Source organism: Hydrogenibacillus schlegelii (genome assembly GCF_001653195.1).
Classification (GTDB): domain Bacteria; phylum Bacillota; class Bacilli; order Thermicanales; family DSM-22653; genus Hydrogenibacillus; species Hydrogenibacillus schlegelii.
Window position 1 is genome coordinate 109,699 of sequence record NZ_JXBB01000034.1, and the last position, 21,055, is coordinate 130,753.

23 protein-coding genes are annotated in these 21,055 nt (G+C 68.2%); 2 read left to right on the forward strand and 21 right to left on the reverse strand.

Annotated elements, in window-relative coordinates:
- Window positions 1–56 precede the first annotated feature (56 nt).
- Window positions 57–263 carry a SpoIIIAC/SpoIIIAD family protein gene (locus SA87_RS09035; RefSeq protein WP_066202192.1) on the forward strand — a complete coding sequence of 69 codons (207 nt, stop codon included), beginning with the start codon at window positions 57–59 and terminating at the stop codon, window positions 261–263.
- A 110-nt stretch (window positions 264–373) separates the two neighbouring features.
- On the opposite strand, the gene SA87_RS09040 is transcribed toward SA87_RS09035, so the two are convergent.
- The 5 genes from SA87_RS09040 to SA87_RS09060 all read right to left on the reverse strand — a co-directional run bounded on the left by SA87_RS09040 (window position 374) and on the right by SA87_RS09060 (window position 4,308).
- On the reverse strand, window positions 374–661 hold the full coding sequence (locus tag SA87_RS09040; RefSeq protein WP_066202194.1) for a hypothetical protein: 288 nt from the start codon (window positions 659–661) through the stop codon (window positions 374–376).
- 65 nt (window positions 662–726) lie between these two features.
- Entirely contained in the window at window positions 727–2,484 is a 1,758-nt protein-coding gene (gene argS / locus SA87_RS09045; RefSeq protein ID WP_066202197.1) for an arginine--tRNA ligase, read from the reverse strand.
- Between the two features lie 157 nt (window positions 2,485–2,641).
- Window positions 2,642–2,977 (reverse strand): phage holin family protein, encoded by a 336-nt coding sequence (locus tag SA87_RS09050; RefSeq protein ID WP_066202199.1) that lies wholly within the window; start codon window positions 2,975–2,977, stop codon window positions 2,642–2,644.
- A 234-nt stretch (window positions 2,978–3,211) separates the two neighbouring features.
- A complete protein-coding gene (locus SA87_RS09055; RefSeq protein ID WP_082718094.1) occupies window positions 3,212–3,823 on the reverse strand; it encodes a biotin transporter BioY in 612 nt (203 codons plus the stop codon).
- 137 nt (window positions 3,824–3,960) lie between these two features.
- Window positions 3,961–4,308: a hypothetical protein gene (locus SA87_RS09060; RefSeq protein ID WP_066202203.1), complete on the reverse strand. Its 348-nt coding sequence runs from the start codon at window positions 4,306–4,308 to the stop codon at window positions 3,961–3,963.
- A gap of 346 nt (window positions 4,309–4,654) precedes the next feature.
- On the opposite strand from SA87_RS09060, the gene SA87_RS09065 reads away from it, so the two are divergent.
- Window positions 4,655–5,281 (forward strand): hypothetical protein, encoded by a 627-nt coding sequence (locus SA87_RS09065; RefSeq protein ID WP_066202205.1) that lies wholly within the window; start codon window positions 4,655–4,657, stop codon window positions 5,279–5,281.
- A gap of 52 nt (window positions 5,282–5,333) precedes the next feature.
- On the opposite strand, the gene SA87_RS09070 is transcribed toward SA87_RS09065, so the two are convergent.
- The 16 genes from SA87_RS09070 to SA87_RS09150 all read right to left on the reverse strand — a co-directional run bounded on the left by SA87_RS09070 (window position 5,334) and on the right by SA87_RS09150 (window position 21,043).
- Window positions 5,334–5,687, reverse strand: a complete 354-nt coding sequence (locus SA87_RS09070) for a metal-sulfur cluster assembly factor (RefSeq protein ID WP_156423396.1) — start codon at window positions 5,685–5,687, stop codon at window positions 5,334–5,336.
- Window positions 5,688–5,936: 249 nt separating this feature from the next.
- Complete coding sequence (locus SA87_RS09075; RefSeq protein ID WP_156516521.1) at window positions 5,937–6,386, reverse strand: YolD-like family protein; 450 nt, start codon at window positions 6,384–6,386, stop codon at window positions 5,937–5,939.
- Entirely contained in the window at window positions 6,373–7,614 is a 1,242-nt protein-coding gene (locus tag SA87_RS09080; protein WP_066202209.1) for a DNA polymerase IV, read from the reverse strand. The genes SA87_RS09075 and SA87_RS09080 overlap by 14 nt, the downstream gene beginning before the upstream one ends.
- Before the next feature lie 266 nt (window positions 7,615–7,880).
- Window positions 7,881–8,219, reverse strand: a complete 339-nt coding sequence (locus SA87_RS09085; RefSeq protein WP_066202211.1) for a DUF1516 family protein — start codon at window positions 8,217–8,219, stop codon at window positions 7,881–7,883.
- Window positions 8,220–8,358: 139 nt separating this feature from the next.
- Window positions 8,359–9,072: a cytochrome c biogenesis CcdA family protein gene (locus SA87_RS09090; RefSeq protein ID WP_066202213.1), complete on the reverse strand. Its 714-nt coding sequence runs from the start codon at window positions 9,070–9,072 to the stop codon at window positions 8,359–8,361.
- Window positions 9,073–9,198: 126 nt separating this feature from the next.
- A complete protein-coding gene (locus SA87_RS09095) occupies window positions 9,199–10,032 on the reverse strand; it encodes a hypothetical protein (protein WP_066202214.1) in 834 nt (277 codons plus the stop codon).
- A gap of 27 nt (window positions 10,033–10,059) precedes the next feature.
- Window positions 10,060–10,596 carry a TlpA family protein disulfide reductase gene (locus tag SA87_RS09100; protein WP_082718405.1) on the reverse strand — a complete coding sequence of 179 codons (537 nt, stop codon included), beginning with the start codon at window positions 10,594–10,596 and terminating at the stop codon, window positions 10,060–10,062.
- Between the two features lie 155 nt (window positions 10,597–10,751).
- Window positions 10,752–11,273, reverse strand: coding sequence for a redoxin domain-containing protein (locus SA87_RS09105; RefSeq protein WP_066202218.1), 522 nt, complete (start codon window positions 11,271–11,273; stop codon window positions 10,752–10,754).
- A gap of 330 nt (window positions 11,274–11,603) precedes the next feature.
- Window positions 11,604–11,900, reverse strand: a complete 297-nt coding sequence (locus tag SA87_RS09110) for a hypothetical protein (protein WP_156516522.1) — start codon at window positions 11,898–11,900, stop codon at window positions 11,604–11,606.
- Window positions 11,901–11,998: 98 nt separating this feature from the next.
- Window positions 11,999–13,588, reverse strand: coding sequence for a multicopper oxidase family protein (locus SA87_RS09115; RefSeq protein ID WP_169793324.1), 1,590 nt, complete (start codon window positions 13,586–13,588; stop codon window positions 11,999–12,001).
- Between the two features lie 95 nt (window positions 13,589–13,683).
- Window positions 13,684–16,176: a heavy metal translocating P-type ATPase gene (locus tag SA87_RS09120; protein ID WP_082718404.1), complete on the reverse strand. Its 2,493-nt coding sequence runs from the start codon at window positions 16,174–16,176 to the stop codon at window positions 13,684–13,686.
- A gap of 352 nt (window positions 16,177–16,528) precedes the next feature.
- The gene (locus SA87_RS09125) at window positions 16,529–16,756 is read right to left on the reverse strand and encodes a heavy-metal-associated domain-containing protein (RefSeq protein WP_066202224.1); all 228 of its coding nucleotides are present in this window, start codon (window positions 16,754–16,756) and stop codon (window positions 16,529–16,531) included.
- Window positions 16,757–17,091: 335 nt separating this feature from the next.
- The gene (sleB, locus tag SA87_RS14440; protein ID WP_415579200.1) at window positions 17,092–18,162 is read right to left on the reverse strand and encodes a spore cortex-lytic enzyme; all 1,071 of its coding nucleotides are present in this window, start codon (window positions 18,160–18,162) and stop codon (window positions 17,092–17,094) included.
- 34 nt (window positions 18,163–18,196) lie between these two features.
- Window positions 18,197–19,075, reverse strand: coding sequence for an ABC transporter ATP-binding protein (locus tag SA87_RS09140; protein WP_066202226.1), 879 nt, complete (start codon window positions 19,073–19,075; stop codon window positions 18,197–18,199).
- Window positions 19,065–20,063 carry a FecCD family ABC transporter permease gene (locus tag SA87_RS09145; RefSeq protein ID WP_066202228.1) on the reverse strand — a complete coding sequence of 333 codons (999 nt, stop codon included), beginning with the start codon at window positions 20,061–20,063 and terminating at the stop codon, window positions 19,065–19,067. The genes SA87_RS09140 and SA87_RS09145 overlap by 11 nt, the downstream gene beginning before the upstream one ends.
- Window positions 20,060–21,043, reverse strand: a complete 984-nt coding sequence (locus SA87_RS09150) for an ABC transporter substrate-binding protein (RefSeq protein ID WP_066202230.1) — start codon at window positions 21,041–21,043, stop codon at window positions 20,060–20,062. The genes SA87_RS09145 and SA87_RS09150 overlap by 4 nt, the downstream gene beginning before the upstream one ends.
- Between the last annotated feature and the right edge of the window lie 12 nt (window positions 21,044–21,055).

Below are 21,055 nucleotides of genomic sequence, written 5' to 3' on the forward strand. Positions count from 1 at the left end.
TCGTTCGGCCGGACCACAGGCCGGAAGCGGCCGGCCGCGGGAGGAGGGCCGATGCGGTGTCCGGCGCCGACTGGAGCATCCTCATTCTCATCTTCGTCCTGGCGATTCTCGTCGCCGTCCTCGACACGATCCTCGCCGCCCTCCACAAGGACGCTTACATCCCGTGGGTCAACGCCCTCGGCCTGATCGTCGTCATCGGCCTGGCGCTCGAGCGGCTCTCCCGGCTGATCGAAACGCTCCGGCAGTTTTTGCTCCGGTTTTAACTTCAAGCCCAAAAAAAGCCGCCCTCGGGCGGCTCGGCCGTCTTCCTCCGGATCGCGATCCGATCGCGGCGCCGCTCGGCGCCGATACCGCCGGGGCGCGGCCCGCCGGCTTACGCGTAGCGATCTTCGATCAGATCGGCGATCTCAAACCAGTAGTCTTCCAGGTTCTTGCTGAAGAAATAGTCCGTCCCGCCCGCGTGAAAGTGGATCACGGACTGGGACTGCTTCAAAAGCTCGACCCGCTCGGCGATCGTGAAGCGATGTCCCGTCTCGGCTTCCGCATCGACCCACACGTCCCGGTAATCCTCGTCGTAGAAGTGCTCCGTCCCGGCGGCGACGTTCGCTTCGTAGAACGGTTTCTGTACCGTCTTGGCGATGGTCAGGCGGGCGCGCTTCATCTCCCATCACCCCGTTCGCTGCAATTAAGCTTATCAAAGCAGAAAAGCGGGAAAAAGTCAAGAGGCTAGATCCGCTCCGGCGCCGCGATGCCGAGGAGCCCGAGGGCGTCCTGAAGCACGTCCGCCGCCCGCTCGACGAGGACGAGCTTCGCCGCCCGCTCGTCGACGTCCGGGACGAGGATCCGTTCGGCGTGGTAAAAGCGGTTGAACGCCTTGGCGAGCTCGAGGGCGTAGCGGGCGACCACCGACGGCTCGTACCGCTCGAGGGCCGCCCGGAGCTCCGCCGGATATCGGTCGAGAACGCCGAGCACCGCCCAGGCGGCATCCGTGATGAGGGCCGCCGTCGCGGACGGCGGAAGGGGCCCGCCGCTTTCAAGGCGCGCCTTCGCCGCCGCCAGCGCCGCCGGATCGGCGTCTTCCGCCGCCCGGGCGAGGACCGTCCGGGCGCGGGCGTGGGTGTACTGAACGTACGGCCCCGTCTCGCCGTCAAAGTTGAGGGCCTCTTCCAGGGAAAAGTTCACATCGCCGAGGCGGCCGTTTTTCAGATCGCCGAAGACGATCGCGCCGATGCCGACCGCCTCCGCCACTTCGTCCTTGTTTTCCAGGGCCGGATTTTTCTCCTCGATGATCTCCCGGGCCTTCGCCACCGCCTCGTCGATCACGTCTTCGAGGAAGATGACGTGGCCTTTTCGGGTCGAAAGCTTCTTTCCGGCAAAGCGAAGCAGCCCGAACGGCACGTGGACGCACCGGTCGGCCCACGTCCGGCCCATTTTCTTGAGGACGGAAAACACCTGCTTGAAGTGGAGCGTCTGCTCCTGGCCGACGACGTAGACGAGCCAGTCGCCCCCCATTTCGTCGTGGCGGTAGATCGCCGTCGCGAGGTCTCGCGTCGCGTACAGCGTCGTCCCGTCGGACTTCAGGATGAGACACGGCGGAAGCCCTTCGTCGTCCAGCCGGACGACCATCGCTCCCTCGCTCTCTTCCAGGAGGCCTTTTTCCCGGAGCTCGTCGATCACCGCCGGCATTCGGTCGTTGTAGAAGCTTTCGCCGATGACGCGATCGAATTCGACGCCGAGGCGGCGATACATCCGCTCGAACTCCCGCAGGCTGTCTTCGACGAACATCTGCCAGAGCCGGCGCGCCTCCGGATCGCCCGCCTCGAGCTTTTGAAACCAGCGGCGTCCTTCTGCTTCGAGGGACGGGTCCCGCTCCGCCTCCTCGTGAAAGCGGACGTAAAGGGAGAGATAAAAGCGGATTCGATCCTTCCCGGCTTCGGCACCGCCGTCCCGATCGATCGCCTCGCCCCAGCGCTTGTAGGCGGCGATTTGCTTGCCGAACTGCGTCCCCCAGTCGCCGATGTGGTTCACCCGAACCGGCGTGTAGCCGAGCCGGGCGTACAGGTTCGCCAGCGCCCGGCCGATGACCGTCGAGCGAAGGTGTCCGACGCCGAACGGCTTGGCGATGTTCGGGGACGACATGTCGATGATGACCCGTTCGCCGGCGCCGACTTTCGGCGCCTTGTGCTCCGGCGCCGAAAGCGCCCGAAGGAGGTCCGGAAGGATCGCCGCCCGGTCGAGCCGGAGGTTGACAAATCCGCCGACGGCCTCCGCCCGAAGCCCCGAAACTCCGGCGGCAAGCGCTTCGGCGATCTCCCGCGCGATGATCGGCGGCGCCTTCCGACGGGTTTTGGCAAGGGGAAAGGCCGGGAAGGCCCAGTCGCCGAACGCCGGGTTCGGTGGCACCTCAAGCGCCGCCTCGATCGCCTCGACCGAAAGGTCCGGAATGACGGACGAAAGCCGCTCCGCCGCGTATCGCTTCAGCATGCAGCCGACAACCTCCGTTTGCCGTGCCTTGCATCGGATGGCCGTGCCTTTCACATACCAGCGATTCTACCACAACGTTTGCCTCGGCGGAAGCGGCAGGTGTCATTCGGCGGTTCGGCGAAAGACGGCGAGGCGACGGACGCGGCTACAACCCGCTTCAGCGGATGAGGCGGGTGAGAACGGCGCTTAGGATCGACAAGAGGATCGAACCGAAGACGGCAGACAGGAACGAATCGACGTGAAACCCTTTCACGACCAGCCCGACGAGCCAGAGCATGAAGCCGTTCACGACGAACGTAAACAGCCCGAGCGTCACGACGTTCAGCGGCAGCGTGAAAAAGAGGATGACCGGGCGAATGAGGGCGTTCGCAAGGCCGAGGATGAGGGCGGCGATGAGGGCGGCGACGAAACTGTCGACCCGAATGCCGTTCAAAATGTACGGCAGCACCATCAGACCGACGGCGTTCAAAAGCCAGCGGGCGATCACCGGCATCCCTCCCGCCCCATCGTACCAAAAAACTCCGCCGCGCCAAAAATCTCCGCGCTCCAAAAATCTTCGCCGAAAAATTCAAGACGGCGCCCGCCTTCGGGCGCCGTCCTCCGAGCCGGTGTCGGGCCATCCGGTGCGTCGGAGATGAGGCCGCATTCGTCCGGCGGCCGCCGGGGACCCGCGCCGGAGGTGCCCCCTTCCCCGATCCGGAACCGGCGGGACGGCCGGAAATCCCCCTCAGGCGCCTTCCCGGGCGCCGGCCTCCCCGGCGACCGTCCCGAGCCGTTCGGGAAAAAGCCGCCGGATGAGCGCCGCGGCCAGGAGCCCGGCGGCGGCGTTTTCCACGACGTCCTTGATCACAAACGGCGTCATCGAGAGCACAAGGCCGGCGATCGGCGCCGGCTGATGCAGGTAAAGGTTCAGCACCGCGGCCATGTAGACGATGCCGACGGCATACAGCGGCACGAGGGCCAGGACGCTGGCGACGACGAGCCGCGCCGGGTGCGAACTTTGACCGGCGATCCGCCCGGCGACCCAGGCGGCGGCGATGAAGCCGAGGATGAAGCCGAAAGTCGGCGCCAGCACGTGCCCGATGCCGCCGGTCCCCCCGGCGTAGACCGGAAGCCCGATCAGCCCCGCGACGAGGTAGACGAACATCGCCGTCGCGCCGTTTCGGGCGCCGAGGAGGATCCCGGCCAGGGCGCTGATGGCCGGCATGAAGCTCACCGGCACGCCGGTGCCGAAGATGACAATCGGCGGGATGAGGCGGGCGAGGTAGACGCTCGCCGCCGCCAAGGCGACAAACAAGGCGATCCGGGCGATCTCCCGCGGCGTATACCGCATGCGCATCCCTCCCGCGCCATCATAGCGCGGGCCGGTCTATCTTGTCAACTTTGTTTTAATCTGTAGTTTACTTAATTCCTCCACGTCGTCATCCTCCCTCTTCGCTCCGCACCGACCGTTCCGATTCGTCTGCCATCGCCTCCCTAATCGTCGATCAGAAGCTCAATCCCCGCCGGTTCGACGACGTAGCGAAGCACCTCCGTCTCCCCGGTCGGCCGTCGGGCGAGCGGCCGGCCGCCCTCGTCCCGAACGACCTCCACCTCCCGATAGACCTCGATGAGATACGGCCCCTCCCGCCGCCGTTCCACCGGTTCGTATTCAAAATCGTAATCGTGGTACACCGGCGCATCCAGCGGCGCCCACGCCGCCCGGGCCTCCTCTACCGCTTGGCGGCGGATGCCGTCTGCGACGTTCCGGCCGATGAGCGCGGCCAGCGCGCCGTTGACCATGACGAGGAGCGCCAACAGGACCTGGACCGTCCGCGGCGGCACCGTTTTCCCTCCTTTCCGAAACCGCTTTCCGGCACGTGCTTTCTTGCCCGTCCCCCTTTGGTTCCCTCCCTTCTTTGGTGCCCCTCCCTTCTTTGGGTGCCCCTCCCTCCCTAATATGCCGGCCGATCGGGCGAATATGTCCGCCGAAGCGGGCGGATCAGGAGGCTGCTGCCGGCCCGAGGCGGTCCCCCGAACGGCCGAATCCGACCGCGGCCGTCGGATCGGAATCCCGGTCGGAGGAGCGGCCTTGCCGCCTTGCCTCGCGGCCGGCGGTTCCGGGCCGAAAAATAGGCGGACGGACGTCCCCCGAACCCCATACCTTAAAAAAGAGAAGGAGGGACCTCTCGTGCCCGCCAATCCCCTCGGCGCTCTCATCCGATGGCTGTTTCCGTTCGGCCGCCCCGCCGGCCAGGATCCGCCCGCGCCGCCCGGCCGCACCGGCGGCTTCCCTGGCGTCGGCGTGCCGTACGCTTCCCGGCCGACCGTGCCGGCGATGCGGCCGCTTCCGCCGGCGCCGCGGCCGACAGGGATGCCGTTCGGCGCTCCGCCGGCGACCCCTGCTCCGCCGGGAGCTTCCGGCGGCGGCCTCTTCAACTGGGCCGAGCTCCTCGGCGCCCTCCGGAACGTCGATCCGAAGGACATCGCCGCTACCGTGACCACCGTCCGCCAGGCGATGCAAAATATACAGAAGATTGCCCAGACGGTCAACCAGTTCGCGTCCGTCGCCGCCAACGTTCAGCAACTCTTGAAAACGATCGACGTCGAGACCCTCCTCGGCCTGCTCGGCGGCTTTGGCGGCGACGGTGCTTCAAGCGACGGAGGCAGCGCCAGCGGCTCCGGAGATTCGGGCGGCACCGATCGGAAATCCGGGATCGGCTCCAAAAAATCTGCAGAGAAAAAAAAGCGCCGTCCGTCCGGCGCCTCGCGCCGATCGTCCGGCGGCCGCAAAAAAAAGCGGCCTTCCGCCCGCTAGGCGGAAGGCCGCTTGATTGTTCTCCTTTGCGCGCTTCCGACGGCCGGCCTCCTCAGTACATCCCGAGGGCCATCTTCGCCACCCGCGACAGCCGGTGTCGATCCCACGGCGGCGAGTAGACGATCTCGACCTCCGCGTCGGCATAGCCGAGGGGAAGCACGGCATGTTTCACGTCGGAGACGATCGTCCCGGCCAGCGGACAGCCAATCGCCGTGAGCGTCATGACCACCCGCAACCGGTTCTCTTCCTTGTGTATCTCGTAAACGAGGCCGAGGTTGATGATGTCCATGCCGATCTCCGGGTCGACGACGGTCATGAGCGCATCGACGATCTGCCGCCTTTCCGTTTCGTCGTCGATGCCGACGAAGGCGATCGGCGCAAGTTCCAGAAGTTCCTCGTCGCTCACCTCGCCCCCTCCTTTCCGTCCGTCCTGAGGTGGCGGCCGCTCCGACGACGGCCCCTCGCGCCGATCGTCCGGCGACCGGTTCCGATGCCTTGGTTCCCTCCGATGCTTCAAGCGGCCGCCGAAGACGAAGGCCGCCCCTTTCGACCTCGGGCGGCGCCGGAGCGCCCTACCGGTATTGTAACACCCCGCCGCCCTTGAGACAAATCATCGTTCTCAGCGCTTTCGGCCTCCGATTTCGCCTTCCGACTTTTAGCCTTCCGCCGTCTCGACGTCCAGCAACCGGTCGACCGGCACCGCCCGGCCCGAGGCGAGGACGACCGTCCGCCGCCGGACGTCGAGGCGGGCCACCCGCCCGGCGAAACGGACCGGACCTTCCGGCGTGTAGACGACGAGGACGACCGCCTGCCCCGTCGTCTCGGCCCACCGGAGGGCCCGCTCGATCGTCTCCCGCATCTCCTCCGCCACCGCCGGCGGCGCCGTCCGGCCGAGCCCCGCCGCCCACCGGCGGAGCGCCTCGGCGTGCTCGGGAAGCATCATGCGGCTCGCGGCCCACACGTCCGCCGGCGCCCGCGCCTCGTCCCCGGCCGCCGGCCCGACCGACGGCGGCGGCCCGCCCGCCCTTCCGCGTCGCGCTTCCGGCCTCCGACCGCCGGTTCGCTTCGTCCCGCCGGCCATCCCGCTTCCCTCACTCCGCCGCATGTCCGCCGATCTTCACCGCCCGGCTTCGCGCCTGCGCCGCCGGGAGGAGCGACACCGCCCGCACGACCGCCGCCCGACCGTAACGCTCCGCCAGCCGGTCCAGCGCCGCCGCCAACCGCCGGCCCTTCAGCCGGTCCGAAAAAAGCGAAAGCTGCCGCTCCTCATCCGGCACGAGGCCGGAGACGGCGACGAAAAGCTGCCGCACCGGCGCCCCGTCCCAGTGCCGGCGAAAGAGCATCCGCACCGCCCCGTAGACGTCCTCCGGGGCGTCCGTCGCCGCCGGAAGCGTCGTCCTTCGGAAAAACCCTTCCGGTCGGCCGAAATCCGCCCCTCGGGCGCCGACGGACACCGTCCGGGCCAGGGCCCGCGCCTGCCGAAGTCGCCGGAGGACCTCGTCGGTGAGCTCCAGGAGGACGACCTCGATCTCCCGCCCCCGGCGGTAGTCGAACGGGAGCGTCAGCCCGTGGCCGATGCTCTTCGGCAGCGCCGCCCCGTCCGACCCCGGCGGGACAACCGGCGACGGGTCGATCCCGTGAGCAAAGCGCCACAGCCGCTCCCCGACGAGGCCGAACCGCCGCCGGAGCGTCTCCCGGGGAAAGGCCGCCAGATGTCCGACGGTCCGGATCCCCATCCGCTCGAGGTGCGCCCGCATCCGGGTCCCGACGCCGAAGAGGGCGTCGATCGGCTGCGGGTACAGCCACGCGGCGAGGTCGTCCCCGCGGGTGCGAAACAGCCCGTCCGGCCGCTTCTTCGCCACATCGCACGCCATCTTCGCCAGCACCTTCGTCGGTCCGATGCCGACCCGCGCCCGCACCCCCGTTTCCCGGCGGATGTCCGCCTGGATCCGGCGGGCCGCCGCCTCCGGCGTCCCGAACAGATGCACCGTCCCCGTCATGTCGAGAAACTGCTCGTCGATCGAATACGGCTCCACGAGGTCCGAATAGCGGTACAAAATCGCCGTGATCGCCAGCGACACCTCCAAATAGCGGCGCATCCGCGGCCGGACGACGACGAGCGCCGGGCAGAGCCGCTCCGCCTCAAAGAGCACCATCGCCGTCTGCACCCCGCACCGTTTCGCCTCCGGCGAGGCGGCAAGCACGATGCCGTGGCGCCGCTCCGGGTCGCCGGCGACGACCACCGGCCGGCCGGCGAGCTCCGGCCGCTCGGCGACTTCCACCGACGCGTAAAACGACTCCATGTCGACGAGAAAGATGAGCCGTTCCGCCATACGAGCGCCTCCCTCTCCGGCGTCCGGGCGCCGGCTTCCGGGCGATCGGCGTCCGGACAGAACATCTGTTCTTCCCGGAGATGAGTATACCCTGCCGGCGGGGAAAAATCAAACGTACGTTCGGGATTGGGGCGGGCAGGATCGCGGCAGGCAAAAGCGGCAACCAAAAGAAAAACGGCGGCTTCCGTCGCCTTCCTGCCGCCGCAACCGGTCGCCGATCCTCCGACGGCCGGCAAAATTTTTCCTTTTCGGGCGCCACCGAGGCCTCAAAGCGGCCGGTAGCCGAGGAGCGGCACGACGACGAACAGGACGGCGACGAGCGCCCACGCCACCGCCGGCGGTCGCTCCCCCCGGCGGAGCTGCCCGAGCACCGCCTCCGCGGCGCCGATGAGCCCGAGGCCGAGAAGGCCCTTCAGCACGAACACGGCCGGAAAATGAAGCATCGCCAGAAGCGCCAACCCGCTTCCGACCATCAGAAGGGCCGCCAGGCGAAACAGCCAGACAAACACCGACACCCGGCGAAAGATCGCCGCCAGCACGAAAAAGAGGAGCAACCCGCCCCACATCATGTGCACCGAGAGGGCCACCCGAAACGCCTCCGGCATCCTCTCCCCACCCCCGAACCGGATACTGGTCGGCGGTCAGACCCACCGCGGTCAGACGCGCCTCCGTCCCCAGTTTAACACAGGGAAAACCGTGGAAAAAGTCCGCCGGGTTTCCCGCCCTCCCGCGGCCCTGCTTCCGTCACCGCAGCCACGACCCGCCGAAGAGGGCCGTCAGATACGCCGAGATCTTATTCAGCTGCCCGGTAAAAAGAAGCAGCCCCATCGCGATCATAAGCACACCGCCGATTTTCACCAGCGCGTTCGAATAGCGCATGATCCAGCGCGTGCTCCCGATGAAAAACCCGAGCACCACGAACGGCAGCGAAAAACCGAGGGCAAAAAAGAGCGTATACCACATCGCCAGCTCCGGCTGGCTCGCGGCCATGATGAGAATCGCCCCGAGCACCGGCCCGATGCACGGCGTCCAGCCGGCGCCGAAGACGAACCCGATCAAAAACGAGCCGAGAAGCCCCGACGGCCGCCCTTTGAGCTCCATCCGCCACTCCCGGTTCAGAACATCCAGGTTGAGCCACCCGAGGAGGACGAGCCCGAAGGCGATGACGACGATGCCGCCGATCTGTCCGATGAGCCGCTGATAGTCTTGGAACAGGCGTCCGATTTCCGAAGCCCCGAGGCCGAGCAAAAAATAGATGACCGAAAGCCCGAGGGCGAAGGCGAGCGAATGGCCGAAGATCCGCCACCGGACGGCGGACGGCGGCCCCTCCCGCATCTCCCGGACGGACACCCCCGTCACGTATGACAGAAACGACGGATACAGCGGGAGCACACACGGCGAGACGAACGACACCACGCCGCCCCAAAACGCCACCCAGACCGTCAGATCCCCCGCCATTCGCGACGCCTCCTTTCGCTCCGTGCGCTTCGTCCCGGTTTTCCGCGCCGAACCGGGATCGACCGCCGTCCCCGCGCATCGGCCACACCGCTCGCTCCGGCACCCGTCCCAGCGCTCGCTCCGGTGTCACACCCGCCCGCCGGAGGCCCGCCTGCCGCCCGAAGTCGCCGAACCGGGCGACCGCGAAACGGACTCCCCGCCGGTCCATCCGGTCCCCCGCCGGGCGAGCCCGTACAGCCCGCCGTAAATCCCGGCCGCCGCCACCGCCGCCCACTGAAGCGGGGAAAGGCCCGCGTAAAGCCGGACGGCCTCCAGGCTTTCGGCGAGCAGAAGAAGCCCGAGCGTAAGGCCGATCGCCGGTTCCATCTCCGGCGGGGCGGCGCTGCCGGCCGAAGGCGGCGCACCGTTTTGGGAAGACTCCTTGTCGTTTGGAGGTGCCCCCGTTTCTTCGGCTTCTCCGGCCTGCGCTGACGTCCGCCCGCCCGCCGGCCGCCCCGGTGCTCGGCCCCCCGACCGATACGCCGCCCAGAAAGCCGGCACCGCCACCGCCGCCCGGACGAGCGAGATCGCCTCTCCCCGCCGGACGGCGTCAAACAGCCCCCACAGGCCGTAGCCGGCCAGAGCGACGACGAGGAGCCACCGGAACGATCGGAACACGGACGCCCATCCTCCGGCCCGGACCGCCTTTCGTTCCATGTAAAAAAAGGCGATCGCCGCCGAGGCCCCTCCGACGCCGAGACCGACGTCGCCGCTCTGAAGCAACCACAGGCGAAGCGGATCCAAAAGGAGCCCCGGATGAAAAAGAAGCGGCGTCAACTTCCAGCCGACGACCGCGGCAAGCCCGACCGCCGTCCAGACGTCCGTCGCCCGGGCCCGCTCCGCCGGCGGGAGCGCCCGGGCGACGACCGCCCCCGCGACGCCAAAGGCCAAAAGGAGAAGGAGCCAGTCGACGTTCAGCATCCCGCGCCTCGCTTTTCGCCCGGGCCGCTACGGGCGGGCGATCTTTTTCATCAGCGTCTCGACGACCTCTTCGCTCATCGCGCCCATGTGACGGGCGATGATGACACCGCTTCGATCGATGAAAAAGCTCGTCGGAAAGGCCCCGACGCGGTAAAGGCGCATCACCGACCCGTCCTTGTCATCCAGATAGACCGGAAAGGTATACCGCTCCTCCGCCAGGAACGCCTTCGCATTCGCCAGCGTATCGCTCGTCATCGGGTTGACCATCACAAACACGACGTCCTGGCCGTATTCCTCATACGCCTTCTGGAGATACGGCATCTCGGCCCGGCACGGCGGACACCACGATTCCCAGAAATTGATGAAAATCGGCTTTTGCCCGATGAGCGCCCCGACGTCCAGCACCCCGCCGCCGTCCAGCGCTTCGATCGTAAACCCCGGCGCCCGGTAGCCCTCTTCCGCCCGAACCTCCCGAGCCGTCTTGGTCCCTTCCCGGGTGTTCCAGTAGATGGCGACGCCGAGCAGCAAAAGAAGCGCCAGCACCGACACAACCGTCCTCTTCACGACGCACCTCCGCTATCGCCGTCAGCCGTATTCCGATCTGTATCGCCTTTGAACGCCTCGGCCCCACGCGCCCAGACGCTTCCTGACCGTCCGACAAACGCTCCACGACCGCCGGCGCTCTTTTCGTCCGCCGTCGGACAGGCCTCTTCTCACCGTCAGCGGCCGGTGATCGCCTTCGCGTAAAACCGCTCCACCATCTCGGCGGTCATCGGACCGATGTGATCGACCGCCACCGTTCCGTCCGGCGCGATGAAAATCGAACGGGGAAGGTCGTATACCCGGTACCGCTTCGTGATCGTCGCCTCCCGATCGAGGGCGATCGGATACGTCACCCCGGTCCGCCGAACGTAGCCCTGGATCGTGACGGCGCTTTCACCGGTGTTGATGCCGATGACGATGAAACCGTCGTCCTTGAACTTCTGGTACACTGACTCGATCGCCGGCATTTCATCGATGCAGGACGGACAGTACGTCGCCCAGAAGTTGAGGAGCACCGGATGGCCCCGCAGCTCCGACAGCGTCACCGTCCCGCCGTCGAGCAAAGCTGCCGTAAAATCCGGCGCCGGCCGACCGACTTCGATCGGCTCCGCCCGCGAGACGAAGTTCGACCAGATCACCCAGGCGGCGCCGGCCAGCAAGAGGACGACGAGCCCCGCCTGTACGGCGCGGTTTTTCATCCGCCCTCCCCCCTGTCTTCCGCCATCTTACCACAACCGAAAAAGCCTCGGCAACCGGCGGGGGTATTGCGAGTGAGTCAAGCCTATCGCGAGTCGGCTCGACAGGACGTCATTCCGGCTTGTCGTTCGCCGCCGGGTTGGGAGTGAAACCTGGCTGAAAGCCTGCATTTCGCCGCGGCATTCCAGATACCATTCGCCAGGGCTGTTGGCGGTAAACTCGATGTCATAGGGCTCTCCCGGAGCGATCGCCAGCCATGGGTTGATGGGTTGCCCGAAGGTGGCGACGATCTGAAATTGCGACGCCGAAGACGGCGATCACGCCTTCCGTCGCTACTCCTTTTGTCGCATCTTCTCAATCTCTTCCTTGATCCATCGAAGCTCTTTCCTAATGTTCTCGATTTCTTCATGATTCGCCGTGTGCTTTTTCCCCGACTCGACACTCGCGACCAGCCGGACGATCAGCCAGACGAAAAGCGCAAGCAGGATCAAGCCAAGAAAAAGAAAAAGAAAAGGAAAGCCGAACATCCAGCCCCCGTATCCCCCATAGCCGCCCATCATCGGACCCATCATTGGGGAATCCCCTCTTTCATGATTCTTCTCCAGGTTTGCGCGCCGTTTTCGAGCCACCACACATCGCGTTCACGGGAGACGGCGGCGAACCGCGGCGGCCGGTCGACCACACCAAGCCGGAGCCTCCCGTCCCTCCCCTCGGACGCCCCGTCCCCTCACGCTTGCTTCCGGTATTCGATGAGCGTCGCCATCCCCTGCTCCATGTGCACCAGCTGATGGCAGTGAAACAGCCAGCGCCCCGGGTTGTTCGCCACAAAATCGATCGTCATCCGCTCCATCGGCCGGACGTTCACCGTGTCCTTCGGAATCGGTCGCCGAAGCGGCACGCCCTGGATCGACGTCACCCAGAACGTATGGCCGTGAAGGTGCATCGGATGATCGACCATGCTGTGATTGAAAAGCTCCAGCCGAACCCGCTCCCCCGCCCCGATCCGGGTCGGCGTCACGCGCGGATACGCTTCGCCGTTGATCGTCCAGACCGGCATCATCATGCCCCCGCTTAAGACCATCGGAACGACGCGATCGACTGCCGGAAGCGCCGTTCCCGCACCTCCTGCGAGCGCCCAGTACGACCAGCTCTCGGCCGTCCCCGGAAGGTGAGAGCCGCCCCCGCGATCCGATGGGGTGATCGACTCGCCGTCCGCTTTGGCCACCTCCACTGAAATGCGAAGCGCCTCCTGGCCCGGGATCTTCGACCGAATCGCAAACGTTCCGGAGCGTTCGGCGACGAACCACGCGTCGATCCGCTCCGCCGGAGCGAGAAAAAGGTCGCCGAACGGCACCGGCTCCGGCAGGGCATTGCCGTCCACGTGATCGACGAGAAAATGGGCCCCGGGCGCCTCGAGCCAGAACGGTTCCGTGGCGCTCGCGTTGATGAGCCGGAGGCGAAGCCGCCCGCCTTCCGGCACCCGCAGCGGAGGAAAGGAGGCGGCCGGGAGGCCGTTTACGAGATAGAGGAGATTCGGCGGCACGCCGCCGCCCATTCCGCCCATCCTGCCCATCCCGCCCATGCGACCCGGACCGCCCATCATACCGCCCATGCCACCCACGGGCCCGCTCCCTTCGGTCAGCGCGCCGACCGGATTGTTTTCGGGGTCCGGGCCGAGGGTGTGCAGCATGAGGATCGCCTCGGCTTCCGCCTCCCAAGGCCGCCCGCCGCTTTCCTCCGGCCGCCCTTCCGCTTCGCCGGCCGGCGGATCGATGATGAACGGCCCGAACAGGCCAAGCGGAATCTGACGCACTTCATCGACGTGCGCGTGATACCAGCGCGTCCCTCGGGGCGCCGCGACAAACGAGTAGACGAACGTTTCGCCGGGGGGGATCGGCTCCTGGGACACGAACGGCACGCCGTCCATCGCTGGCGGCGTGTGCACGCCGTGCCAGTGGAACGTAAGCGGCGCGTCCGTCCGGTTTACGACGTCGATGATCAGCCGATCCCCCTCCGTCGCCCGGATCTCCGGCGCGGGGAAGCGGCCGTTCACCCGAAAAGCCGGAAAGGACGGTCCGCCGGGAAGGCGGACGACGTCCCGAGTCACGACCAGCCGGATCCGACGCTCCCGTCCGACTGCCGGCGGCCAGGGCGGGGCCGACGGAAGGGCCCACCCGTCCGTCGCCGCCGGTTCGATCGGCTTCGGTTCCCGAACGAGCGCCCGGACCAGCGGATAACCGGCCGCCAGGGAAAACAGGGCGACGCCGGCCGCCTTTAAAAACGCTCGGCGGGTCGGCCGCAAACGGTCATCGTCCATCGTCATCCCCCGTCTCTCGCAAAAGGTCGCCCCCGCGGCAAAGGCCGCGATCCTGTCCCGCGTTTTCAGCCCGGCGATAAGAACGGGCACCGACCTCACCGGCCGGACCCCTCGGGACCGACGGTCGAAAGCTTCATCCGCCGAAGCCGGAGCGCGTTCGTGACGACCGACACCGAGCTCATCGACATCGCCGCTCCGGCGACCCACGGCTGAAGGAGGCCCGCCCCGGCGATCGGGATGCCGACGGTGTTGTAGATGAACGCCCAGAACAAATTCTGCTTGATGTTCCGGAGCGTCATGCGGCTCGCCTCGATCGCCTGCACGACCCGGACGACATCTCCGCCGAGGAGCGTCACGTCGGCCGACTGAACGGCGATGTCCGTCCCGGCGGAAAAAGCGAGCCCGACATCCGCCTGCGCCAGCGCCGGCGCATCGTTCACCCCGTCGCCGACCATGGCCACCCGCCGGCCTTCCGCCTGGAGGCGCCGGACGATCTCCGCCTTTTCCTCCGGCCGCACGCCGGCAAAGACGCGCTCGATCCCCACCTCGCGGGCGACCGCCTCCGCCGCCCGACGGTGGTCGCCGGTGATGAGCACCGCCTCGATCCCCCGGGCCCGAAGGGCCGCGACCGCCGCCCGGGCGCCGGGTTTGAGCGTATCCTGGAGGGCGATCACTCCGAGGGGCACCGCTTCCCGGGCGACGGCGACGACCGTCTTCCCCTCCGCCTGAAGCGCCGCGATCTCCGGCTCGAGGGCGGCGATGTCGATGCCCTCTTCCCGTAGCCACGCCGGCGACCCGACGCGGACATCGGCCTCTTCCACCCGACCCCGGATCCCCCGGCCGGCGGCGCTTTTGACCCGCTTCGCCTCCGGTTCGGCGATTCCCCGTTCCCGGGCATAAGCGACGATCGCCCGGGCGAGGGGATGTTCCGAATGCGCCTCCACCGCCGCCGCGAGGGTGAGGAGGTCCGCTTCCGTCACGCCGGCGGTCGGCCGGACGTCGGTCACCGCCGGACGCCCTTCGGTGAGGGTCCCGGTCTTATCGAAGGCGACGACGTCCACCCGGGCCAGCCCTTCCAGCGACTCGCCGCCGCGAAACAGGATGCCCGCCTCCGCCGCCCGGCCGCTTCCGGCCATGACCGAGGTCGGCGTCGCCAGGCCCAGGGCGCACGGGCACGAGATGACGAGGACGCTGATCATGTTTTTGAGCGCCCGGGCAAAGGCCCCCGGATCGAGGACAAAATACCAGAGGAGGAAGTCAAAGACCGCGATCAGGACGACCGCCGGGACGAACACGCCCGAGACGCGGTCCGCCAGGCGCTGGATCGGCGCTTTTTCGCCCTGGGCCCGCTCGACGGCGGCGACGATCTGCGCGAGCACCGTCTCCTCGCCGACCCGCGTCGCCCGCATGACAAACGACCCGTCGACGTTCACCGTCGCCCCGACGACCGGGTCATCGGCCTTTCGGTGGACCGGAAGGGGCTCGCCGGTGAGCATCGACTCGTCGACCGCCGCCTCGCCCTCGACGATGACGCCGTCGACCGGAATCTTCTCCCCCGGCCGCACCCGAAGGAGGTCCCCCGGCCGAACGCGCTCGACGGGCACCTCGACCTCCTCCCCGTCTTGAAGGAGGCGGGCCGTTTTCGCCTGCCGGGCCAAAAGCGCCTCGATCGCCCGGGCCGTCCGGCTTTTCGCCCGGGCTTCCAGCGTCTTTCCGAGGAGGATGAGCGTAATCAGCATGGCGCTCGTCTCAAAATAGAGATCGACCGGCCGCCCCTTTGCCGCATACTCCCAGAGCACGAGATAGAGGCTGTAACCGTAGGCGGCCGATGTCCCGAGCGCGACGAGGACGTCCATGTTGGCGCTCCCGCCCCGGAGGTTGAGGTAAGCCCCGCGGTAAAAGGTCCACCCGATCCAAAACTGCACCGGCGTCGCGAGAAGAAGCTGCACCCATGGGTTCATGAGAATCTCCGGCACAAACCGTTCCCCGCCGGGGATGAGGTGGGCGAGCATCGTCCAGGCGAGCGGAAACGTGAGCAAGGCACTTGCGAGAAGCCGCCGGATTCTGGCCCGCATCTCCTTCTCCTTCGGGTCTTCTTCCGTCCCTTCCACGAGCCACGCCGCAAAACCGGCGGCCTTCGCCGCTTCGATCAGGGCCTCCGGCCGGATCGCCTCAGGCGCAATCTCGATCCGCGCCTCCTCCGTCGCCACGTTCACCTCCGCCCGAAAGACGCCCGGCAGGTGGCGAAACGCCGCCTCCAGCCGCCGCCGGGACGCTTCGTCGTTCAACGTCCCACCGCCGAGCTTGAGGTGCACCGTTTTTTTCACCGTCCCGTAGCCGAGGGCGGCGATCGCCGCCTCCACCCGGGCGAGGTCGACCTTTTCGGGATCGAGGCGGATCGTCGCCTTCTCCAGGGCGAGGTTCACCTCCGCCCCGGCGACGCCGTCGAGCTTCGCGAGCCCCTTTTCAATCCGGGCCGCGCACGCGGCGCACGTCATGCCGGTCACGCCGAGCGTGACTTCCATTGCCCCCGGCGGCCCGCCTTTCGCCTTCGGCGGCGCTCCGACCGGCTCTGCCTGCTGCCCCATCGCCGTTCCCCCCTCTCAAGGCGCCCGGTGCCCGCCCCGAGCACCGGATCCTTCGTTTTGGCGACCGACGAACCGGCACGCCGATAAACCCGTCAGGCCCGGGGATTGGGATCGGGCGCCCGGGATTCACCCATCCGCGTCTTCACACGGCGGCCGGCCGCCCGATCAAGCGACTCAGGAAGCCCGCGGCCGAACGCCGCGATTTCTCCGGGAGTGCCGGACGCCTGAAGACGCCGAAATACAGGATGGGGGTATCGTAAAGCGAAAAGAAAAGCGGCGACCGAGCGCCGGCTCATCGAACGCATTCGGCGTCCCTGCCCTCGGCGCCGGTTTCGGTTCACGGGGCGACCGATCAACGATCCGCCGGTTCCGCGGCCACAAGCGTATAACCGGCCGCTTCCACCGCCCGGCGCATCGCCTCCACATCGACCCGGGCCGGATCAAAGGCCACCTCCGCCCGACCGCCCTCCAGTTCGACGTGGACGTCTTCCACCCCGTCCAGTTCCGAAAGGGCCTTCGTCACCGTATGGACGCAATGTCCACACGTCATCCCATCGATCTTAAGCACGAGCTCTCTCACGTCGCCCTCTCCTTTCCGCGGCCCGCCTGCCCCAAGCGCCCTCACCAAGCCGGTGATCGGGGCCGGCGGACGGCCGCCGGCTTTGATTTCATCTTCATCTTACGATACGGCTGTAAGGTATGTCAAGCCATCCAAAGACAGCACCCAACGTCGAAAAACACACCGCCTGTGTTTCGGACGAAGCCGCCGCCATCGCTACCGACCTCGCTTCTTCCGGCCATCGCCCGAGGTCGGACGGGCCTCCTGGGCGATGGAAGCGGAGGGAGTCCCTTTTCCCCGCCGGCGCCCGATCGAAACGGGCTTGCGCCTTGCCCGCGCGGACAAAGTCGCTTTGCCTAGCGGGCAAAAATGTGGTTGCCGATCCGCTTGATCTGCGGCCGGGACCAGATCCAGGCCGAGGTGGCCGTGGCGGGATTGAAATAGTAGATCGCCCCGCCCGAAGGATCCCAGCCGTTGATGGCGTCGATCACCGCCCGGCGGGCGGTGACGTTTGGCGTGAGCCAGATCTGACCGTCGGCGACGGCCGTGAAGGCCCCCGGTTGAAAGATGATGCCGGCGATCGTATTCGGGAACGCCGGGTGGTGCAGCCGGTTCAGGATGACCGCCGCCACCGCCACCTGGCCGACGTACGGCTCTCCTCGGGCTTCGCCGTAGACGGCATTGGCCATGAGGCGCACTTCCTGCGCCGTAAACCGCCCCCGCGCTCCGACGACGGCGCCGGTCGGGGTCGTCGTCGCACCGGTCGTCCGGGGGGCCGGTTTCGGCGCGGCCGTCGCCGTCGGACGGTACCCCTTCGTCGCCGCATAGAGCTTTGCCTTCGTCGCCGGGCCGACGGCGCCGTCCACCCGAAGCCCGAAGCGATACTGAAAATTGCGCACCGCCCAGTACGTCCGCCAGCCGAAGACGCCGTCGACCGGCCCCTTGTAATAGCCGAGAAATTTAAGCCGCCCCTGGACGTCGAAAACGGCGCCTCCCCGAGCGCCGACCCGAAGGACCGGCCCCGCGAACCCGGCCTTCCGCGCCGGAGTCGCGGGCGCCGTCGGCCGCCAGCCCCGCGTCGCCGCATAAAGCTTTGCCTTCGTCGCCGGGCCGACGGCGCCGTCCACCCGAAGCCCGAAGCGATACTGAAAGTTGCGCACCGCCCAGTACGTCCGCCAACCGAAGACGCCGTCGACCGGGCCGGTGTAGTAGCCGAGATATTTCAACCGCCCCTGCAGTTCATACACGTCGCCGCCTCGGGCGCCGACGCGAAGCGTCCCTTTGCCGAACGCCGCCGCCCGGCTCGCGCCCCAGCCGCCGTTTTCCGCCGGCTGCGCGCCGGCGAGCGCGAAGGTGGCGGCGACCAACGCCGTCAGCACGATGAGCGCCGACCGACGGCCCTTTTCCCGGCCAGACCTTCGGTGCACCGCGGCCCCTCCTTCCGAACGGGCTTGTGCACCGTTAGTATGGACCGGGTCGAATGGGAGGATACAGAAACTGCGGCACGTTTGCCAGCGGATGCCGGACCGGAACCGGCCTCAGGCCAAAGGCGCCTTCGATCGCCTCCGCCTGAAGGGCCGTCGGGTGAAGGACCGCCGGGGTGGGCGCCGGCGCCGGGTCCGGCAGCCCGGCTTCGGCCGCCGGAGAGGGCCGCCCTGGTTCGGTCACCGGCAAAGCAGCGTCGCGCCGACCGCCGAAAAGGAGCACCCGGTCCGCGACGAGCGCCGCCGCGTTGACGTCGTGGGTGACGAACACCACGCCGCGTCCTTCCGCCGCCCATGCCCGGATCCGGCCGAACATCTCCCACGCCGCCCGCACATCCAGGTCGGCCGCCGGCTCATCGAGCAAATACGCGGCGGCGTCCTGCACCTCCGCCCGGGCGAGATACGCCCGGCGCCGCTCCCCGCCCGATAGCGCCTGCACCGGGAGCTTCAGCCTGCCCCCGAGGCCGAACCGCTCGGCCGCCTGTTCCACCCGTCGACGAAGCGCCGCGCCGGCCAGCCCGGACGCAAGCCCGCCAAGGGCGAGGAACTCCTCCAGGGAAAGCGGCCCTGAGCCGGGAGACTGGGGCACGTACGCCACGTGCCGGGCGATCTCCTCCCGCCGGAGGCGCCGAAGGGGCCGGCCCCGGAGGGTGACTTCGCCGGCATCCGGTCGCCTGAGCCCGGCGAGGAGCGCGAGAAACGTCGTTTTCCCGGCGCCGTTCGGACCGACGACGGCCCAGACCTCGCCGGGATAGAGCGCCCAGTCGAGGTCGGAAAAAAGCGTTCGCCCCCCGACCGACGCTCCGATTCCTCGCACGGCGAGAATCGCCGCCTGCGTCCTACCTTCATCGCGCATCGCGATCGTCTCCCGAAAGCGCCTCCCTTCGGACGAGGAGCCAGGCAAAAAGCGGCGCCCCGATCAGCGCCGTCACGACGCCGAGGGGCAGCTCCCGGGGCGCCAGCGCCCGCCGAGCGATGAGGTCGGCGGCGACGAGCCATCCGCCGCCGAAGAGCGCCGCGAGCGGAAGAAGATGCCGGTGCATCGGCGCCCCGAAGCGGCGGACGACGTGCGGTGCGACGAGGCCGACAAAGCCGATGACGCCGGCGGCGGCGACCACACCGGCGGCGAGGGCAGAAGCGAGAAAGGCGACCCGCCGCCTGAGCGTGACGACGTCGACGCCGACGGCGAGCGCCGCCGTTTCACCGAACAACAGGGCGTCGAGCCTTCGCCGCTCGGCGTACAGGCCGACAAAACCGGCGGCAACCAGCCCACCGAGGCCGAGGGCCGTCGGCCACGATCGGCCGGCAACGCTCCCGAACAGCCAGTACACGATCGCTCGAAGCTCCTCGCCGGCGAACACCATGAGAAGCGACACCAGCGCGCCGAAAAAAGCGTTCGCCGCCGCCCCGGCGAGGATGAGCCCCTCCGCCGACGGCCGGCGAGAAAGCCGCACAAGAAGCTGCACCAAAAAGAGCGCGGCGGCGGCGCCGGCGAGCGCCGTTCCGCCGGCCCCGAGGCCGGATGCCCCGCCCAAGGCGAAAAAAAGCGCCGCGCCGAACGCCGCGCCGGACGACACGCCGAGCGTATAGGGCTCGGCGAGGGCATTTTGAAAAAGCGCCTGAAGGGCGGAACCGGCAAGCCCGAGCGCCGCCCCCGCCCAGAAGGCCGTGAGCACCCGCGGCGCCCGAAGTTCCCAGACGATCCGCCGGATCCATTCTCCCTCCGGCGTCCCGGGCGGCGCCGCATCCAGCCGCGCGGCGCCCCACCACAGACCGGCGGCGATCGCCGCCAGGGCAAAAAGCCCGAAGCCGGCGTACCCGAGCGCGATCCGCCGGCGGCTCATCCGCCGCCGACCCCTTCCGGCACGACGACGTCGGGATAAACCGCCCGAACCACCTCGACGAGCGCCTCCACGAGGCGCGGTCCCGGCCGGCTGATCCGGTCGGCGTCGATCGTGACAACGCGGCTTTCCCGCACCGCCCGCAGGGTAGACAGGCCGGGCGACCGCCTGAGCGCCTCGATCCACCGCTTCGCTTCCCCCTCCCCGACGACGAGGAGGAGCACGTCCGGATCGGCCCGGACGACGTCTTCTGCCGACCAGAGAGGCCAGCCCTCCGCCGCCTCGGCGACGTTCATGACCCCGGCCGCCCGGAGCACCGCGCCGATGAACGTGTCGCCGCCGGCCGTATACACGTCCGGCGGCGGCGAAAGGAGGACGAACGCCGTCTTTCGCTCCGCCTCCGGCACCGCCCGCACCGCTTTTTCGATCGCCTGCACCCGGGACGAAAGCCGGGCGACGAGCGCCTCGCCCCGCTTCCCTTCGCCGAGGAGCGCGGCGACGTTCCGGATCGTTCGGTAGACGTCGTCGAACGTGCGGGCGTTTTCCTCCTCGACGAACACCGGGATTCCGAGGCGCCGGAGCGCCGGAACGACGGTCGTCCCATGAAAGCGGCCGGCGAGGACGAGATCCGGCCGCAGGGCCGCCACCCGCTCCGGATCGACGGCCATGTCGCCGACGGTCGGAAGCGTTCGCACCTCCGGCGGGTACGTGTCGTTTGCCGTCACCCCGACGAGGGGCCCGACGCCGGCCACCGCCGCCACCGTCTCCGTCAGGCTCGGAAGGAGCGTCACCACCCGCCGGGCCGGCGCCGGAAGCGCCACTTCGGCACCGGTGGCATCGACGAGTCGAATCGCCGCGGCTTCCCGATCCGCCCCGTCATCCGCTCCCTTCGGCGGCGCGCCGGGAGATGGCCCGTTCTGACAGCCGCCCAGGCAGAGCCAGAGCGCCCCGAACAAAAGCGCAAGCGCCCACGCCCGGCGCACCGCGCCGGCATC

Bases quoted from the DNA above. Each gene is read 5' to 3' on its own strand.
- SA87_RS09040 (WP_066202194.1), bottom strand. From the start codon at position 661: ATGAAGCGCGCCCGCCTGACCATCGCCAAGACGGTACAGAAACCGTTC.
- argS (WP_066202197.1), bottom strand. From the start codon at position 2,484: ATGCTGAAGCGATACGCGGCGGAGCGGCTTTCGTCCGTCATTCCGGAC.
- SA87_RS09050 (WP_066202199.1), bottom strand. From the start codon at position 2,977: ATGCCGGTGATCGCCCGCTGGCTTTTGAACGCCGTCGGTCTGATGGTG.
- SA87_RS09055 (WP_082718094.1), bottom strand. From the start codon at position 3,823: ATGCGCATGCGGTATACGCCGCGGGAGATCGCCCGGATCGCCTTGTTT.
- SA87_RS09075 (WP_156516521.1), bottom strand. From the start codon at position 6,386: ATGCGGCGGAGTGAGGGAAGCGGGATGGCCGGCGGGACGAAGCGAACC.
- SA87_RS09080 (WP_066202209.1), bottom strand. From the start codon at position 7,614: ATGGCGGAACGGCTCATCTTTCTCGTCGACATGGAGTCGTTTTACGCG.
- SA87_RS09085 (WP_066202211.1), bottom strand. From the start codon at position 8,219: ATGCCGGAGGCGTTTCGGGTGGCCCTCTCGGTGCACATGATGTGGGGC.
- SA87_RS09090 (WP_066202213.1), bottom strand. From the start codon at position 9,072: ATGGCGGGGGATCTGACGGTCTGGGTGGCGTTTTGGGGCGGCGTGGTG.
- SA87_RS09095 (WP_066202214.1), bottom strand. From the start codon at position 10,032: ATGCTGAACGTCGACTGGCTCCTTCTCCTTTTGGCCTTTGGCGTCGCG.
- SA87_RS09105 (WP_066202218.1), bottom strand. From the start codon at position 11,273: ATGAAAAACCGCGCCGTACAGGCGGGGCTCGTCGTCCTCTTGCTGGCC.
- SA87_RS09115 (WP_169793324.1), bottom strand. From the start codon at position 13,588: ATGGACGATGACCGTTTGCGGCCGACCCGCCGAGCGTTTTTAAAGGCG.
- SA87_RS09120 (WP_082718404.1), bottom strand. From the start codon at position 16,176: ATGGGGCAGCAGGCAGAGCCGGTCGGAGCGCCGCCGAAGGCGAAAGGC.
- SA87_RS09140 (WP_066202226.1), bottom strand. From the start codon at position 19,075: ATGCGCGATGAAGGTAGGACGCAGGCGGCGATTCTCGCCGTGCGAGGA.
- SA87_RS09145 (WP_066202228.1), bottom strand. From the start codon at position 20,063: ATGAGCCGCCGGCGGATCGCGCTCGGGTACGCCGGCTTCGGGCTTTTT.